11 protein-coding genes and 2 tRNA genes are annotated in these 15567 nt (G+C 74.6%); 3 read left to right on the plus strand and 10 right to left on the minus strand.

Annotated features, from left to right (window positions below; genetic code table 11):
* Window positions 1–119: 119 nt before the first annotated feature.
* Window positions 120–1601 (minus strand): MFS transporter, encoded by a 1482-nt coding sequence (locus ACPXCS_RS10965; protein WP_425947506.1) that lies wholly within the window; start codon window positions 1599–1601, stop codon window positions 120–122.
* A 207-nt stretch (window positions 1602–1808) separates the two neighbouring features.
* Between ACPXCS_RS10965 and ACPXCS_RS10970 the strand changes: the two genes are divergently transcribed.
* Window positions 1809–1906, plus strand: a tRNA-OTHER gene (locus ACPXCS_RS10970).
* Between the two features lie 19 nt (window positions 1907–1925).
* A tRNA-Cys gene (locus ACPXCS_RS10975) sits at window positions 1926–1997 on the plus strand.
* Here the strand turns inward: ACPXCS_RS10975 and ACPXCS_RS10980 are convergent.
* The gene (locus tag ACPXCS_RS10980) at window positions 1969–2502 is read right to left on the minus strand and encodes a DUF6083 domain-containing protein (RefSeq protein ID WP_425947508.1); all 534 of its coding nucleotides are present in this window, start codon (window positions 2500–2502) and stop codon (window positions 1969–1971) included. The two genes, ACPXCS_RS10975 and ACPXCS_RS10980, sit on opposite strands and share 29 nt — an antisense overlap.
* Window positions 2503–2761: 259 nt before the next feature.
* Between ACPXCS_RS10980 and ACPXCS_RS10985 the strand changes: the two genes are divergently transcribed.
* Entirely contained in the window at window positions 2762–3985 is a 1224-nt protein-coding gene (locus ACPXCS_RS10985; protein ID WP_425947510.1) for an LAETG motif-containing sortase-dependent surface protein, read from the plus strand.
* Between the two features lie 10 nt (window positions 3986–3995).
* Here ACPXCS_RS10985 and ACPXCS_RS10990 read toward each other — a convergent pair whose 3' ends face one another.
* The 8 genes from ACPXCS_RS10990 to ACPXCS_RS11025 form a co-directional block, all read right to left on the minus strand.
* Window positions 3996–5162, minus strand: a complete 1167-nt coding sequence (locus ACPXCS_RS10990; RefSeq protein WP_425947512.1) for an SUKH-4 family immunity protein — start codon at window positions 5160–5162, stop codon at window positions 3996–3998.
* A gap of 194 nt (window positions 5163–5356) precedes the next feature.
* Window positions 5357–5896: an AAA family ATPase gene (locus tag ACPXCS_RS10995; RefSeq protein WP_425947514.1), complete on the minus strand. Its 540-nt coding sequence runs from the start codon at window positions 5894–5896 to the stop codon at window positions 5357–5359.
* A complete protein-coding gene (locus tag ACPXCS_RS11000) occupies window positions 5896–8208 on the minus strand; it encodes a xanthine dehydrogenase family protein molybdopterin-binding subunit (RefSeq protein ID WP_425947516.1) in 2313 nt (770 codons plus the stop codon). The genes ACPXCS_RS10995 and ACPXCS_RS11000 overlap by 1 nt, the downstream gene beginning before the upstream one ends.
* Window positions 8205–10886 (minus strand): 2Fe-2S iron-sulfur cluster-binding protein, encoded by a 2682-nt coding sequence (locus ACPXCS_RS11005; protein WP_425947518.1) that lies wholly within the window; start codon window positions 10884–10886, stop codon window positions 8205–8207. The genes ACPXCS_RS11000 and ACPXCS_RS11005 overlap by 4 nt, the downstream gene beginning before the upstream one ends.
* Window positions 10883–11776 (minus strand): FAD binding domain-containing protein, encoded by an 894-nt coding sequence (locus tag ACPXCS_RS11010; protein WP_425947520.1) that lies wholly within the window; start codon window positions 11774–11776, stop codon window positions 10883–10885. Before ACPXCS_RS11010 ends, ACPXCS_RS11005 begins: the two co-directional genes overlap by 4 nt.
* 259 nt (window positions 11777–12035) lie before the next feature.
* Window positions 12036–13676, minus strand: a complete 1641-nt coding sequence (locus ACPXCS_RS11015) for a beta-N-acetylhexosaminidase (RefSeq protein WP_425947522.1) — start codon at window positions 13674–13676, stop codon at window positions 12036–12038.
* A 1-nt stretch (window position 13677) separates the two neighbouring features.
* Entirely contained in the window at window positions 13678–14523 is an 846-nt protein-coding gene (locus ACPXCS_RS11020) for a carbohydrate ABC transporter permease (protein ID WP_425947524.1), read from the minus strand.
* On the minus strand, window positions 14520–15395 hold the full coding sequence (locus ACPXCS_RS11025; RefSeq protein ID WP_425947526.1) for a carbohydrate ABC transporter permease: 876 nt from the start codon (window positions 15393–15395) through the stop codon (window positions 14520–14522). Before ACPXCS_RS11025 ends, ACPXCS_RS11020 begins: the two co-directional genes overlap by 4 nt.
* Window positions 15396–15567 lie beyond the last annotated feature (172 nt).

Consider the following 15567-nt stretch of genomic DNA (forward strand, 5'->3'; position numbering starts at 1 on the left):
CCTCCCGACCTCGGCCTCGACCCCGGAGGCCACGTCGACGACCAGGTACCGGGTCTGCCGTGCGCAGGTCATCGCGCGGGGTGTCCGGCACAGAGGGAGGCCGGACACGGAGGAGGAGGCTACGGCCGGTGCTCCCGCAGGCGGGTCGACACCCAGGCGCCCAGCAGGGCCACCGCCGCCATCGGCAGGAACACCGCGGCGAAGGCGGCCGGGTGCGAGCCGGAGGCGCGGGTGGTGGTGTGGGAGACGGTGCCACCGCCCAGGGCGGCGAAGGCGGCGCCGCCGGCGGACAGGAGGACGACGTTGGAGAGGCCGTCGGAGATCTGCAGCGCGGCGGAGTTGCTGCCGGCCTCCTCGGGGGCGGACAGCTTGAGCAGGAGCACGCTCGTGGAGGAGATGACCAGCCCCATGCCGAAGCAGCCGACGCCCCAGGCGGCGGCCAGGGTCCACACGGGCACGGAGTCGACCAGCACGCTCGGCGCCGTGGCGATGGCGGCGGCGACCAGGAGCATGCCGAAGGTCGTCAGCCGCTCCCGGTACGGTTCGGCCCGCGAGCGCGACTGCACCCAGGACCCCAGCGCCCACGTGCCCCCGCCCGCGGCGAGCGAGAAACCGGCCAGGGTCGGGCTGAGCCCGCGCTGGGTGACCAGCATCAGCGGCACGAACGACTCCGCGGCGATGAACGACCCGGCGGCGACGCCGCGCAGCAGCACGACGGACGGCAGCCCGCGGGCGGCCCGGTAGGTGCCGCGCGGCAGCAGCCCGAGCACGGCGGGCACGAGCAGCGCCACGCCGAGCGCGCCGGGCAGGAGCGACAGGGGGCGCAGGTCCTGGGCGGCGTACTGGAGGAGGCCCGCGCCGAGGGAGATGGCGAGGGCGAGCCGGATCCGCCGGCGGTCGAACGAAGCGCGCGGCCCGGTCTCACCCGGCCCACCGGGTTCGCCCGGCTCACCCACCGGTCCGGAGGCGCGCCGCCGGATCTGCGGCAGGGCGAAGGCGAGGGGCAGCAGGACGAGGACGGGGATCCCCACGAACACCCATCGCCAGCCGAGCCGCTCGGTCACCGTGCCGGCGGCGAGCGGGCCGACGATCGACGGCACGATCCAGGCCGCGGCGAAGGCCGCCATGATCGCCGGCCGCAGCCGTTCCGGATAGGCCCGCCCGACCACCACGTACAGCGCGACGATCACCATTCCGCCGCCGAGCCCCTGCACGGCCCGCCCCAGGATGAACACCCACATCGCCCCCGCGGTCCCCGACAGCAGCAGCCCGGCGCCGAAGGAGGCGATGCCCGTCGTCAACGGTCCGAGGGGCCCGTGCCGGTCCGACCACTGCCCGGCGAGCACCATCCCGAACAGGCTCGTCGTGAAGTACCCGGAGAACGCGAACGCGTACAGCGCGATCCCGTCCAGCTCCCGCGCCGCGACGGGCATGGCCGTACCGACGGCGGTCGCCTCGAAGGCGATGAGCAGCACGACGGAGACGATCCCGACGCTCAACGCCCGGTGTCCCGGCCCCAGCACACCCTCGTCCTCTCGGGCGAGGGACGAGGGAACGGCAGCACCCACGACATCGGCGTCACGCGGCTTGGAGTCAGGCATGTCCGCCAGCGTAAGGTCCACACACCCCTTTGACCCCTGTCGCGAGACGGTCCCGGCCTGAGACCTTGGTCGTACGCCCTCCCCGTCGGCCCCGGCCGTTCATGAACGGCGTATGGCAGTCACGTTGCACCCCTCGGGATGCCCTTGAGCCCCCCGTCCCCACCGCCGTACGGTCACTGCACCGAGTTCGAGTCCGACTCCGGACAAGGCCGTGTGCCCGAGTGGTTCAGGGGCTCGCCTGCGCTGCATCCATCAGCGAGCTCCGCTCGCGGGGAGTCACGCGGGTCCGAATCCCGCCACGGCTGCGGAGTCGCTCTCGGTCACGGCCGTGTGCCCGAGTGGTTCAGGGGCTCGCCTGCAAAGCGAGTTACGTGGGTTCGAATCCCGCCACGGCCTCTTCTTTCGTCCGGATGCGCTCCCGTCTGGATGCGCTTCTCCCCCAGCCCGCCGAGCAGAGGCCGTCGTTCGGGCAGAACATGACCGTCTGGCGCACCGTTGCCAGCCGGCGCCACCGGCCGACCTCCTCCAGCCGCAGGCCCGGGCAGGTGATGCGGTGCGGGACGCGGCACACCGCTCCCGGCAGCGGCTCGTCGTCGCGGCCGTTCCAGGCCGTGCCGTCGGCGTCGACGTACCAGCGGTGCCACGCGGGCACCAGGTGCGCCGGGACCGGCGGGTCCGGTTCGAGCAGGACGTGCCGGCCGTAGTAGGTGACGCGCCGGTCGCCCGTGAGCCCGCAGTTGGGGCAGAGCGGCGGGGCGGGTGGCTCCGGGCCGGTGGCGCCTTCCAGTGCCGCCTGGGCGCGGTCGGTCCTCTCCCACGGCCGCGGAGCGCCCGGTGGCCGCTGCCGGTGCCCGTCGGGGCCGGGTAACGGGATGATGCTCGACTCGCCTGTGTCCCCCATGCGTTCGAGCGTGCGTCCCGGCACAGAAGGGGGGAAGGGCGCGTTCAGGGCGCAACAGGGGCAAGCCACCGGGGCGCTGATGCCCGCTGCGCGGCTCGGCAGGCGCACGACCGGCTCGCCACCGCCCGGAACACGAACGAACCGGTAGCCGGCCGCACAACCCCGAGAGCCCCTCACGTGTCCAGAACATGACCGGTAGCCGACACTCCGGTCGTCGTGCCGTTCGGTGCGACGAGACCGTCCGACGAGGAGAACCGCTGTGCACCTGCGCCCCCCGGCAGCCGTCCTGGCCGCTGCCGTGATCGCCGTCACCGGACCCGCTGTCGCCGCGCCCGTGGCGTACGCCGAGGAGGGCGGGCCCGCACTGGTCGTGTCGGCCCTTCCGGCCGCCGCCTCCCTCAAGCCCGGTGCGGTCTACGACGAGTCCGTCACGCTCACCAACAAGGGCACGGCGGCCGTGGACGGCGTCACGTTCCGGGTGCGTCTGACGCGCGGGCTCGACTTCCCCGAGGAGGTCGCGGGCTGCACCTACTCGACCGTGCGGGACCAGGTCAGGCAGGCCCTGTGCGAGCTCGACGCCGTCGTCGAGCCGGGCGCCTCCGTCACCACGCCCGTCCGGTTCAAGGCGCTCGGCACGGCCCTGATGGAGGCCGTCGAGTACGGCACGAGCGCGAGCGGGGAGGCGCCCGGTGAGGGGTACGACGACAGTCACCGGCGGATGACCCTGACGGCGGACAACACCGCCGACCTCGTCGCGGTCGGCGAGGACACCGAGGCGCTGGCCGGCGACCGGCAGTCCGTCACGGCGACCCTGCGCAACGACGGCCCGGGCTGGGTGCAGAACCAGGACAGCGACGACCTTCCGGGTCTGCTGGTGCAGATACCGCCGGGCACCACCGCCGTCGAGGTGCCCGAGGACTGCGCGCCGTTCGGGATCGACGGGCCGAGCGGGCCGCAGGGCACCCCGGGCAAGCCCAAGTACGTCTGCTGGCCCGGCGACGGGACCCTCGACGTCGGGCAGTCCCTCGACTACACCTTCATGCTGGCGATCAAGGAGTCCGCGCAGGACACCGAGGGCACGGTCACGGCGTCCTCCGTCTACGGCACCGCCCCCGCGTACGACAGGAACCGCGCCAACAACACCGCCACGATCCGCATCGACCTGCCGAGCGACTACGAGCCCGGGCCGACCCCGTCGGAGGGCACCGACGGCGGCGGCAGCGGGGGCGGCGGCAACGAGCCGGGGGGCCAGGCCGCCGGCGGCAGCGGCGCCACGGACTCGCCCTCGGCCACGGCGTCGACCGGCACCGGCACCACAGGCGCCGGCGGCACCACGGCCGGCGGGAGCACCGGCGGCAACCTCGCCGCCACCGGCTCCGACGGCACGCCGCTGCTCGCCGGTGCCGCGGCGGCCGCCGCGGTGATCGGCGGCGGCCTGGTGTTCGCCGTGCGCCGCCGCCGCGGCGCCTCCACCACCGCCTGACCGGAGCCCGTCAGAGCACCCCGCCCGCCTCGTCCTGGAACGTGGCCGTCCAGTAGTGCCGGGACGAGGCCGGCGTGGTGATGCCCGTGGGGTCGACCGTGGCCAGGACCTGGAGCATCGTCATGGCCAGCTGGTCGTACGCGTCGGTCGTCAGCTCGTGGTCCGACGCGGCGTCGATCGCCCGCTCGCGGTGCAGGAGCCAGAGCGTGAAGGCGAGGGTCGACACGTCGGTGTTGAGGGGGTGGAGCGTCGCCTGCGACTCGCTCCAGTCGAGGACCGCGCCCGTGGCGCCGTCGACGACGAGGCTGTGACCCTCGACCAGATGACCGAGGCGCAGCAGGTGGTGGGCGCCCGCCGGGACGTCCACCGGGGTGTCCGCGTCGGCGTGGTACTCGGCGAGCGTCGCCAGCGGGACGTCGGTGTCCAGGGAGAAGACGTGGGCGTCCTCCGGGAGGCCCACCTCGCGCAGGAAGCGGCGGGTCGGCTCGTGCGTGAGGGCCGCGGGGAAGTCGAAGTCCTCGAAACGCGCCACCTTGCCGGGGCCGAACTCCTGGTCCAGCAGGCGGTGCGGGAGGTCCAGGGAGAGACCGCAGACGCCGGCGCGGCCCGCGACCAGGGACAGGGGGCGGATCAGGGCCGCCATCTTCCAGAACGGGGCCGGTTCGCCGTCCGCGCCGTCCCGGAAGACGGACAGCAGGTGCTGGGAGGCCTCCGCCACCGCCTTGAGTCCGAAGCGGCCCGCGTAGGAGGCGAACTGGCCGCGCAGCCCCGCCAGTTCGTCCGTCGCCTCCGCGAAGCGGACCAGCGTCCGCAGCGAGGGGGCCAGCGGGCGGCGGTCCATCAGGTCGGGGCGGTCGTGCAGGAAGTACGTCGTCGAGATCTCGCCCGTCGCGCCGTCCAGCAGGACCGACTCCGTCTCCAGGCCCGCGGGGCCCAGGAGTCCGCCTATGACCAGTTGTTCGCGCAGTTCCGCCGCGAGCCGGTCGTCCGGGTCGCCCGTGGAGTCCGCGACCGTGCGCAGGCCCTCCCGGCGCAGCTCGGCGAAGCTCAGCACGCCGCTGTCGGCCGGCAGGCCCGGTCCCGTCAGCCAGTGCCGCGTCGACGCGTGCGTCACCCACGGGTCCAGCTCGGACTCGGTCAGGGTGATCACCGCGGCACCGGCATCGGTCGTACTCATGGGCTCCCCCGCATGCGCTCGCTCCCGTCCCCTGGCGGAGCACGGCAGATCGCCCGGCCGGGCCCGGCAGCCGTCCCCCACTGACCGGAACACTACGCCCCACCACTGACAACGCCCCGGAGCAGCGACGCGTGCCGAGCGACCACGACGCGTCCGTTTTCGACGACGCTCAGAGGACCCTCATCCGATGACGCTCAGAGGACCCTCGCGCGTTCCCTTCCCGCCAGAATCGCCTCGACCGTCTGCCCCACCGTCAGCTCCGAGGTGTCCAGCCACAACCCGAGCCGCGGGGTCCGCGTGCGCAGCGCCTCGTCCAGCGCCCCGACCGTCCAGCCGGCGCCGTACCCCGTCTTCGTCCGCTCCGCCTCCCGCGCGGCCACCACCTCGGGGCGCGGCGCGAGGACGACCACGTACAGCGGGCGGGTGCGCACCAGGCCGGTGTACGTCCTCAGGTGCTCGCCCAGCACCACGTCCTGGACGACAGCGGTGAACCCGGCCTCGGCGTACGCGTCCGCCGTCGCGGCGGCCTGGCGGTAGCGCAGCAGCAGTTGGGCCTCCGACTCGTCGCCCGCGCCGGGGACGAACTCCGCCCGGCCCGAGACGATCATGCGCCGGAACACGTCGCCGCGGACGTGCGCGGCCCTCGGCAGCGCCTGGGCCAGGGCCTGCGCGACCGTGGACTTGCCGGCCGCCATCACGCCGGTGATGAGGACGACGCCGCCCGCCGGGATCATCAGGAGCGTTCGGTGACCACCGCGGCCTGCGGCCGGATCGGCAGCCGGTTCACGGGGCGGCCCGTCGCGGCGCGGACGGCGGAGGCGACGGCCGCCGGGGAGGCCACCACCGGCACCGCGCTGACCGCCTTGGCCCCGAAGGGCGCGACCACGTCCCGCTCCTCGACCAGGCGGACGATGCGGATGTCGGGCGCGTCGAGAGCGGTCGGGAGGGCGTAACCGGTCAGGTCGGGGTGGCGGATCAGGCCGCGCGGGGTGCGCAGGTTCTCCGTGAGCGCGATGCCCACGCCCTGGGTCACTCCCGCCTCGATCCGGGCGGCCAGCTGGGCGGGGTTGAGGACCCGGCCCACATCCTGGGCGACGGCCAGCTCCACGACCCGCACGGAACCGATCTCGATGTCGACGTCCACCACCGCGCGGATCGCGCAGAAGGCCATGCCGACGAAGGCGTCGCCCTGGCCCGCCTCGTTCAGCGGTTCGGTGGGGTGCGGGCGGCACTGGGCGGTGGCCCACAGTTCCTTGCCGTCCAGCGCCTCGGTGACGGTCGTGGAGAGCACCCCGTCGTACGAGGTGATCTTGCCGTCGGTGATCTGGAGCAGCTCCGTCGACATGCCGAACTTGTGCGCGAGCGGCTGGAGGAGCTGGGTGCGGACCATCTTGGCCGCGCGCTCGACGGCGCCGCCCGACACCCACGTGTGCCGGCCGCGGCAGCCCGCGCCCGCGGGGGGCTGGTCGGTGTCGACGGGCGCCACGTGCACCTCGTCGACGCCGAGGGTCTCCTGGACGATCTGCCGGGCCAGGGTGGTGAAGCCCTGACCGGTCTCGACGGCCGCGCACAGCACCGTCGCGACACCGTCGTGGACCTTCACGGTGGCCGTGGACACCTCGTCCGCGCCCTCCGCGCCGAGCATGTGCACCATGCCCACGCCGTAGCCCACGCCCCGGCGCACCGCGCCCGGTTCGCCCGCGCCCTCGGGGCCGCCGGGCAGCAGCCACTCGTCCTCGGGGGTGTCCTTCGGCAGGGGCGGCAGCGGGAAGTCGCGTACGGCCTGGAGGAGTTCGGCGACCGGGGCCGGGCAGGTGACCGTCTGGCCGGTCGGCAGCACGTCGCCGGTCGCCATGGCGTTGCGCAGGCGCACTTCCGCCGGGTCGAGACCGAGCTTCTTGGCGATCTTGTCCATCTGCGCCTCGTAGGCGGCGCAGACCTGCATGGCGCCCTCGCCGCGCACATGGCCGGACGGGGGGTTGTTGGTGCGCACGGCCCAGCCCTCGATGAAGGCGTTGGGGACGACGTACGGGCCGCAGGCGAAGGCGACGGCGGCGGCCAGCGCGTCACCGGAGGTGTCGGCGTAGGCGCCCGCGTCGAGCAGGATCTGCGCCTCGACCTTGACGAGTCTGCCCTCGCCGTCGGCGTGGTGCCGGTAGCGCAGCAGGGTGGGGTGCCGGTGGGCGTGGCCGAGGAAGGACTCCTCGCGCGTGGCGGTGAGCTTCACCGGGCAGCCGGTGCGCAGCGCCAGCAGGCCGAGCGGCAGCTGGAAGCCCTGGTCCTCGCGGTCGGCGGTGGCACCGGGGACACCGGTGACGACGATCTTGACGCGCTCGGGTTCCAGGCCGAACGCGGCGGCGGCCGCGTCCCGGTCGGCGTGCGGGTCGGTGGAGGCGAGGTACAGCTCCACGCCGCCGTCCGGGCGCGGGACGGCCAGACCGGCCTCGGCGCCGATGGGCGCCGGGTCCTGGCGGCCGATGCGGTACAGGCCCTCGACGACGATCTCACCGGCGGCTTCCGGGTCGCCGTGGTGCAGCGGGATGTGCCGGATCAGGTTGCCGTCGGGGTGCAGCGGCTCGGCCTCGAAGGCCTGCTCCGGGTCGGTCACCGGGTCGAGCACCTCGTACTCGACGATGACGGCGGCGGCCGCCATGCGCGCGGTGTCCGGGTGGTCGGCGGCCACGGCGGCGATGGGCTCGCCGTGGTGGCGCACGACCTCGGAGGCGAAGACCGGGCGGTCGGCCTTGCCCCGCCCGTGCAGCGGGACACCGGGAACGTCCTCGTGGGTGACGACGGCACGCACGCCGGGCATCTCGCGCGCGTGCGTGGTGTCGATGGAGACGATGCGCGCGTGCGGGTGCGGGGAGCGCAGCACGGCGGCCCACAGCAGGCCCTCGGCCCACAGGTCGGCGGCGTAGGGGAAGGTGCCCTCCGTCTTGGCGCGGGCGTCGGCGGCCGGGAGGGAGGCGCCGAGGCCGTGCGGCAGGGGGTCGGGTGCGGGGGCGGCGGCCTCCGCGGCCTGCGCGGTGGCTGCTTCGTTGCTCACGCCTGGCCTCCGTCCTGGCCGTAGGGCTGGTCGTGCGGTTCCGGAGAGTGCGGTTCCGGAGAGTGCGGTTCCGGAGAGTGCGGTTCGGGCGCGCGCGGTTCCGGGGGCGCTCCGAAGGCCGACGTGTTCACGCCACCGGCGCCCGGGCCCGCCTGGTGCGGGATCCGGGGCTCGTCGCCGTCGCCGTCACCCGGGGCGGCGTACGCCTCGCGCTCGGCGACGACCTCCTTGACGGCGTCCACCACGCCCCGGTAGCCGGAGCAGCGGCACAGGTTGCCGCACAGCGCCTGGCGGGTCTCCAGCTCGGTGGGGGCCGGGTTGCCCTCCAGCAGGTCGTGGACGGTCATCGCCATGCCGGGGATGCAGAAGCCGCACTGCACGGCGCCGCAGCGCGCCAGCGCCCGCTGCACGTCCGAGGGGCGGCCGTCCTCGGCCAGGCCCTCGACGGTACGGACCTCGCTGCCGGCGGCGGTCACGGCCGGGACCAGGCACGAGGCGACGAGCCGGCCGTCGACCTGGACGTTGCACGCCCCGCACTCGCCCTGCGAGCAGCCGTCCTTGGCGCCGGCGAGTCCGAGCCGCTCGCGCAGCACGTACAGCAGCGACTCGCCGATCCACGCGTCGCCGACGGGCCGTTCGGTGCCGTTCACGCGCAGGACGTAGGAGGCGAGGGGGTGTTCCTCCTGCGGTGCGGCGGGGGTGGCCGCCCGGTCCTCGGGGGTGCCGGCGGCGTGCGGGGCGGAGGGGTCGTCGTCCGGAGCGCCGGATGCCGCGTCCTCGGGCGCTGCGTCCTCGGGCGCTGCGGCCCCGGGTGCGGCGTCGCCGGACGCCGGGCCGGCGGAGGCCGCGTCGCCGGGCGTCTCGCCGTCGGCGGGCTCGGCCTCGGCGGACGAAGGGTCGGCGGGCGGAGCGTCGGCGGGTGAGGCGTCGGCGGCCTGGGGTCCGGCCTCCGTGTCCGCGTGGGCCGGGAGCGGACCGGCGGCGGGAGCGCCGGCCCCCTCCACGCCTTCAGCGGTCTCCGGGGCGTCCTCGCCGTCCTGGGACGGCGCACCGGGCTCACCGCCGCCCGCGGGGGCCTGTGAGGCCTCCTGGGCGGCCTGCGGAGCCTCCACGGGCTCGGCCTCGCCCTCGGGCGCGGACGCGGGCCCTTCGGGGGCCTCCGTGCCGTACTCGGCGTAGCCGTGGGCGGGCTCCGGGGCGGCGGGCTGTCCGGGGCCGGACGCGTCGGAAGCGTGACCGGGTACGCCGGCCTGCCCGGCTCCGTGGCCGGGCAGGCCGGGCTGCTCGGCCCCGTGGCCCGGTACGCCCTGCTCCGGTCCGTGCCCGGGCATGCCCGACCGGCCCGGCTCGTGGCCGCCTTCGCGGGCCCGCTCCGGGGCGTGCCCCTGGAAGGCCGACGCCTCGTGGCCGGTGTAAGCCGAGGGGGCCTGCGTGTGACCGGGGTAGCCCGAGGGATCCGGGGCCGCGTCCGTGAAGCCCGGGGACTGCGCCCCGGGTGCCGCGAAGCCGGACTGCTCCGGCGCGTGGCCGGTCGTCGGCGGTTCGGCGGCCTGCCCGGGCGCTTCGTGCTCCACCGGACCCGCGCGGTGCGGCAGATGGGCCGCGTGGCCCGGGTCGGTCTCGTGCGGCAGATGGGCCGCGTGGCCCGGGTCGGTCTCGTGCGGCAGGGGCCCGGCGGGGGCTCGCTCCGGGGCGTGGGCGCCCGGCGTGCCCGGGTCCGGCGCGTATCCGGAGGCGGGCCCGGTGTCCTGCGGCCGGCCGTGCCCGTCCTCCTCGTCGTGCCCGTGCCCGCGGCCCTGCTCGGGCGGAAACCCGTGCCCCGGCCCGGCACCGTGGCCCTGCCCCTGCTCGGTGGCGTGGCCCTGCCCCTGCTCGGTGGCGTGGCCCTGGGCGGGCTCGTAGCCCTGCCCCGGGTCGCCGCTCTGCGGGTACGCCCCGGCCTGGTCCTGCCCGGCCGGGTCCTGCGGGTCCTGCTGCCCCCACGGCCGGCCGGCCGCCTCGGTGGCCCACGGGGCGGGCGCGCCGCCCGGGAGCGTGGCCGGCGGGGTGCCGCCCCACTGCTCGACCAGCGACGACGTGGTGAACTCGCCCGATTCGTCCGGGAGGTCTCCCCCGGCGACGGGGATCGACCACTGTCCGGTCACGTCGTGGCCGGGCGCGGTCTGTGCCGCCGCGGGCTCCTCGAAGTTCCACTGCCCGGTGACGCCCGGGTCGTACGGGGTGAAGCGGTCGTCACCACCGTGCTGTCCGGCCCCGGCGCCGGAGCCGTACGGCGTGCCGTAGGGCGCGTCGGGGCTGCCGTACGGCTGCTCCCCGTACTCCCCGTGTTCTCCGAACTCCCCGGTCTCGTGGCCCTGCTGCTGGTGCGCCGCGTGCGGGTCGTGCGGGTCGTGCGGGTCGTGCCACTGGGCGCCGTCGACGGGCGCGCCGGGCACCGGCCACGCGCCCGTGGCCGCCGGGTCGGTGCCCGCGGTCGTGGCGGGGGTGACCGTTATCTGCGGCGGTACGTAGCCGTGGCCCGGCGCGGCGAGCGGGCTGTCGGCGGCCAGCAGGGCGTCGACGCCCCCCTCGGGCAGCTCGACGAAGGCGGTGGCGCCGTCGTCGTACTCGCCCTGGGGCAACGGGTCCCAGCGGCTCCCGGCCCGGGGCGTGCCCTCTCCGTGCTGGTCGTCGGTCACGACAGCGCCCTCCCCAGTGCTCGTCGGGCCAGCGCGGCGACGGTGCGCCGCAGGTGCAGTACGGCGGGCGGGAGCTGCGGTACGGAGCCGTCCTCTCCCGGGGCCGCGTCGGGGATGCAGGCCGCGGCGACGTACTCCCCGAAGGCGTTCAGAGCCTCCGGGACGAGCGTGCGGCTGTTGTCCCAGTCGATGAGCCGGCCGACCCACTGCTCGGCCTCCAGGGGCCGCAGCGGCATCGGCGCTATGGCGCCCACCGCGCAGCGCACGCCCCGGCGCGCGGGGTCCAGGACCAGCGCCACGGAGGCGACCGCGCGGCCCGGGCCGGTGCGGCCGGTCGCCTTCAGGAAGACCTGCGGGGCGTGCAGCAGCGGTACGCGCACGTAGCCGATGAGTTCACCGGCGCGCAGCATGTCCATCCCGGCGAGCAGGTGCGACACCGGGAGCTCGCGGCGGGCTCCGCCCGGGCCCGCGATGATCAGGGTCGCCTCCAGGGCGGCCAGCACCGGCAGCGCGTCGCCGGTGGGCGCGGCCGAGGCGATGTTGCCGCCCAGGGTGCCCGCGTTGCGGATGTGCGGCGGGCCGGCGGCGCGCGCGGCGGCGGCGAGCGCCGGGATGAGGGCCGCGAAGTCGGGGCGGCCCATGCGCGCGTGCGTGAGGCCGGCGCCGAGCAGCGCGTGGCCGTCCTGGTACTGCCAGCCGCGGATCTCGCTGATCCGGCCGAGCCCCACCAGCGCGGCGGGCCTGAGCTGCCCGGAGTTGACGGCGGCCATCAGATCGGTACCACCCGCGACGGGCACGGCGGCGGGCACGGCGGTGAGTGCCGCGACGGCCTCGTCCAGCGTCGTGGGCAGCGTGACGGCCTGCGCCGCCTGCGGTGCGTGCGTGGTCAAACCGGCTGCCCCTTCCCGCTGCCCCACCTGGTCCCACCTGTGCTGCCGTACGGTACGTGCTGACAGGGCGGACGTGGCAACTCTGGCACATCTTGGCGAGAGCCGAAGACACGGGTCCGCTAGGAGGCATTCGCCCACCTCACCGGGGAGATGGTCCGTTTTCGCACAGGTTCACCAGTGCATGCCGATTGGCACTTTCGGTGACCCTTGTGCGCTTTTTCCGTGGCCTGTTCGAGCTGTTCGGTAGCGGTGGCCCGGGCTAACGGAGGGGCGGCGGACCGTCGATCGGGCGGCCCAGGACGCCGGGGCGCCGCTGCCAGGGCAGGGGCCCGGCGGGGGGACGGTAGGCGACGCCCAGGGCGTCGAGGCGCCGGTAGTGGGCCCTCATCCGCTGCTCGAAGCCGGTGAAGTCCCGCTCCGCCGGGTCGGGCAGGGCGCTCCAGGCGACCTCGGCGAAGGCGGCGAGCCGGGGGAACGCCTGGTAGTCCACGCGCGCCTGGTCCTCCATCACCTCGGTCCACAGGTTGGCCTGGGCGCCCAGCACGTGCCGGGCCTCCTCGGGCGTCAGCTCCGGGGGAACGGGTTCAAACCGGTAGACGTCCTCCAGGGTGCGCACCCACCCGATCGGTACCGGCTCCTCGGGGCCCGGCGCCTGACGGTGGTCCAGGTACACCTGCTGCTCGGGGCACATGACGACGTCGTGGCCGGCCCGGGCGGCGGCGATGCCCCCGGCGTAGCCGCGCCAGGAGGACACGGCCGCGCCGTCGGCCAGGCCGCCCTCCAGGATCTCGTCCCAGCCGATGAGCCGGCGCCCGCGTGCGGCGAGCCAGGTGTCGAAGTGCCGGATGAACCAGGACTGGAGCTCGTCCTCGTCCGCGAGCCCGAGTTCCCGGATGCGCTCCTGGGCGGTGTGCGACCGCCGCCACTGCTCCTTGGGGCATTCGTCGCCGCCGATGTGGACGAACTCCGAGGGGAACAGCGCCAGTACCTCCTCGAGGACGCCCTCGTAGAAGCGCAGGGTGCCGTCGGTGGGGGCGAGTACGTTCGGGTTGATTCCCCAGGTGTCCCAGACGGAGAGCGCGGAGGTGTCGATGACGTCGGTGTTGCCGAGTTCCGGGTAGGCGGCGATGGCGGCCTGCGAGTGTCCGGGCACGTCGATCTCGGGGACGACGGTGATGTGCCGCTCGGCGGCGTAGGCGACGATCTCCCGGATGTCGTCCTGGGTGTAGTGGCCGCCGTGCGGCTTGTCCTCCCACAAGGGCGAGGCGCGGTGGCCGGTTTTGGTGCGGGCGCGCCAGGAGCCGATCTCCGTCAGCCGCGGGTACCGCTCGATCTCGACGCGCCAGCCCTGGTCGTCCGTCAGATGGAAGTGGAAGACGTTGAGTTTGTGCGCCGCCATCAGATCGAGGTAACGCAGGACGCCTTCCTTCGGCATGAAGTGCCGGGCGACGTCGAGCATCAGGCCGCGCCAGCGGAACCGGGGCGCGTCGTCGAGGGTGACGGCCGGCACCTCCCAGGTCCGCCGCCCGGACACCGGCGCCCGGCGGAAGGCCTCGGGGCCGAGGAGCTGACGGAGGGTCTGGACGCCCCAGAACAGGCCGGTCCCGCTCGCCCCCTCGACGAGGACCCGTCCGTCGCCCGCCGTGAGGCGGTACGCCTCGGGCCCGCCGAGGCCCGGACGGATGCGCAGCCGGACGTCGCCCGCGCGGCCGGTGCCGTCGGGGCGCGCGTCCAGCGGCAGGCCGGTCGCCGCTCCCACGGTCGCCCGCAGCCACCGCGCGACCTGCTCGGTGCCGGGGCCGGCCTCGATGCCGGAGTCCGCGTCGAGGACGCATCCCGGTCCGCTCCCGGTCTCGATGCGCGAGGGCGCCGGAATCAGGTCCGTCTCAGGAGAGGTCACATCAGTCCTTCACCGCTCCGCCCAGTCCGGAGACCAGGCGCCGCTGTACGAGTACGAAGAAGACCAGGACCGGGATCGTCATCACCGTGGAGGCGGCCATGACGCCGCCCCAGTCCGGGTCGTCGGGCTTGTAGAAGACCAGCAGGGCCATCGGCAGCGTCGACTGCGAGGTGTCGCTGATGATGAACGACTTGGCGAACAGGAAGTCGTTCCAGGCGGAGATGAACGAAAACACGCTGGTGGCCACGAGACCCGGCAGGACGAGGGGGAAAAGGATCTGCCAGAGGAATCGTGCCCGGCTCGCCCCGTCGATGTACGCGGCCTCCTCCAGCGCCTCCGGAACGCCTTTCACGAAACCCCTCAGCATCCAGATCGCGAAGGGCAGCGAGAAGGCGATGTGGGGCAGGATCAGCGAGCCCAGCGTGTTCAGCTGGCCGGCGTCCCGCATGAGGAAGAACAGGGGGATCGTGAGGGCTTCCACGGGCACCATCTGGGCCACCAGAAACATGATCAGCAAGGTGGTGCGCAGGCGGAAGCGGAATCGCGTCACGGCGGTCGCGGCGAGAAACGCGATCAGCGCGGAGGCGATCACGACACTGCCCGCGACGACGAGGCTGTTGAGGAAGTAGCGGCCGAATTCCTGTTGCCCGAAGACGCGCCGGAAGGAATCCAGGGAGGGCGCGAGCGTCCACGGCCTGGGCTCGCTCGACTCGATCTCCCCGGCCGGTTTGAAGGCGCTGAGCACCATCCAGTAGAGGGGGAAGGCGACGACGACCGCGATCAGCAGGGCGGAGGCCTCGGCGGCCAGCCGGCCCGGGCGGCGCACACGGGCGCGAAGAAGATTCACAGTTCCTCCCCCTGCCGGCGCAGCAGCCGCAGGTACACCAGGGTGACGGCGAGCAGGATCAGCAGCATCACGACGCCGATCGCGGAGCCGAGGCCGTACTGCGAGGACGCGAAGGCCTGCTGGTAGGCGTAGACGTTCAGGACCAGGTTCTGGCCGGCGATGCCGCCGCCGTTCGTCATGACGTAGATCTGGGTGAAGACCTTGAAGTCCCAGATGACCGACTGGATGGTGACGACGACCAGGATCGGCCGGAGCATCGGGGCGAGGACGGAGCGCCAGATCCGCCACTGCGAGGCGCCGTCGAGGGAGGCGGCCTCCAGCACTTCGGCCGGAACGGCGCGGATGCCGGCGTACACGGTGACCATGACGAACGGGAAGGAGCACCACACCACTTCGAGCAGGACGAGGAAGAAGGCGCTGAGCCGGCCGTACGTCCACGAGTGGTCGCCGAGGCCCAGCATCCGGTTGACCGGGCCGAAGTCCGGGTCGAAGAGGAACAGCCACACCGTCGATCCGGTCACGGCCGGGGTCGCCCACGCGCCGAGCGCGGCGAGCATCAGCGCGAGCCGGGGCAGGGCCCGCACGCGGGTGAGCAGCACGGCCAGGGCGCATCCGACCGCGAGCGTGGAGACGACGCAGGCCGCCGCGAACAGCACGGTGGCGAGCAGCACCTGCCAGAACTGCGGGTCCCCGAACAGCCCGGCGTAGTTCCCGAACCCCTCGAAGGTGGCCGGCTCCCCGCCGCTCACCTGCGCCTGCGTGTACGCGAAGAAGGAGATCAGCCCGAGCTGGTAGATCGGGTAGACGAGCAGCCCGCCGAGTACGACGAGCGCGGGGGCGAGATACAGCCAGGGCGTCCAGCCGCCGGACACGAGCGGGGAGGTGCGGGCCGGGCTCCGGTGCGCCCCGCGGGCCCCTCGGTCCGCCGCACCACCGCGCCGCCCGGCGGCGGCGTCCGGAGCGTGCCCCGGCGACGTCCCGCCGGGCGGCGCGGCGACGGCCACCCCGGGCGCCGCGTCCCGCCCGGAAACGGCCCCACGCGCT

Origin of the sequence: Streptomyces sp. DT190 (assembly GCF_049846985.1) — a bacterium.
Classification (GTDB): Bacteria; Actinomycetota; Actinomycetes; order Streptomycetales; family Streptomycetaceae; genus Streptomyces.

Coding starts and splice junctions, on each gene's coding strand:
- ACPXCS_RS10965 (WP_425947506.1), bottom strand. CDS start 1,601: ATGCCTGACTCCAAGCCGCGTGACGCCGATGTCGTGGGTGCTGCCGTT.
- ACPXCS_RS10980 (WP_425947508.1), bottom strand. CDS start 2,502: ATGGGGGACACAGGCGAGTCGAGCATCATCCCGTTACCCGGCCCCGAC.
- ACPXCS_RS10990 (WP_425947512.1), bottom strand. CDS start 5,162: ATGAGTACGACCGATGCCGGTGCCGCGGTGATCACCCTGACCGAGTCC.
- ACPXCS_RS10995 (WP_425947514.1), bottom strand. CDS start 5,896: ATGATCCCGGCGGGCGGCGTCGTCCTCATCACCGGCGTGATGGCGGCC.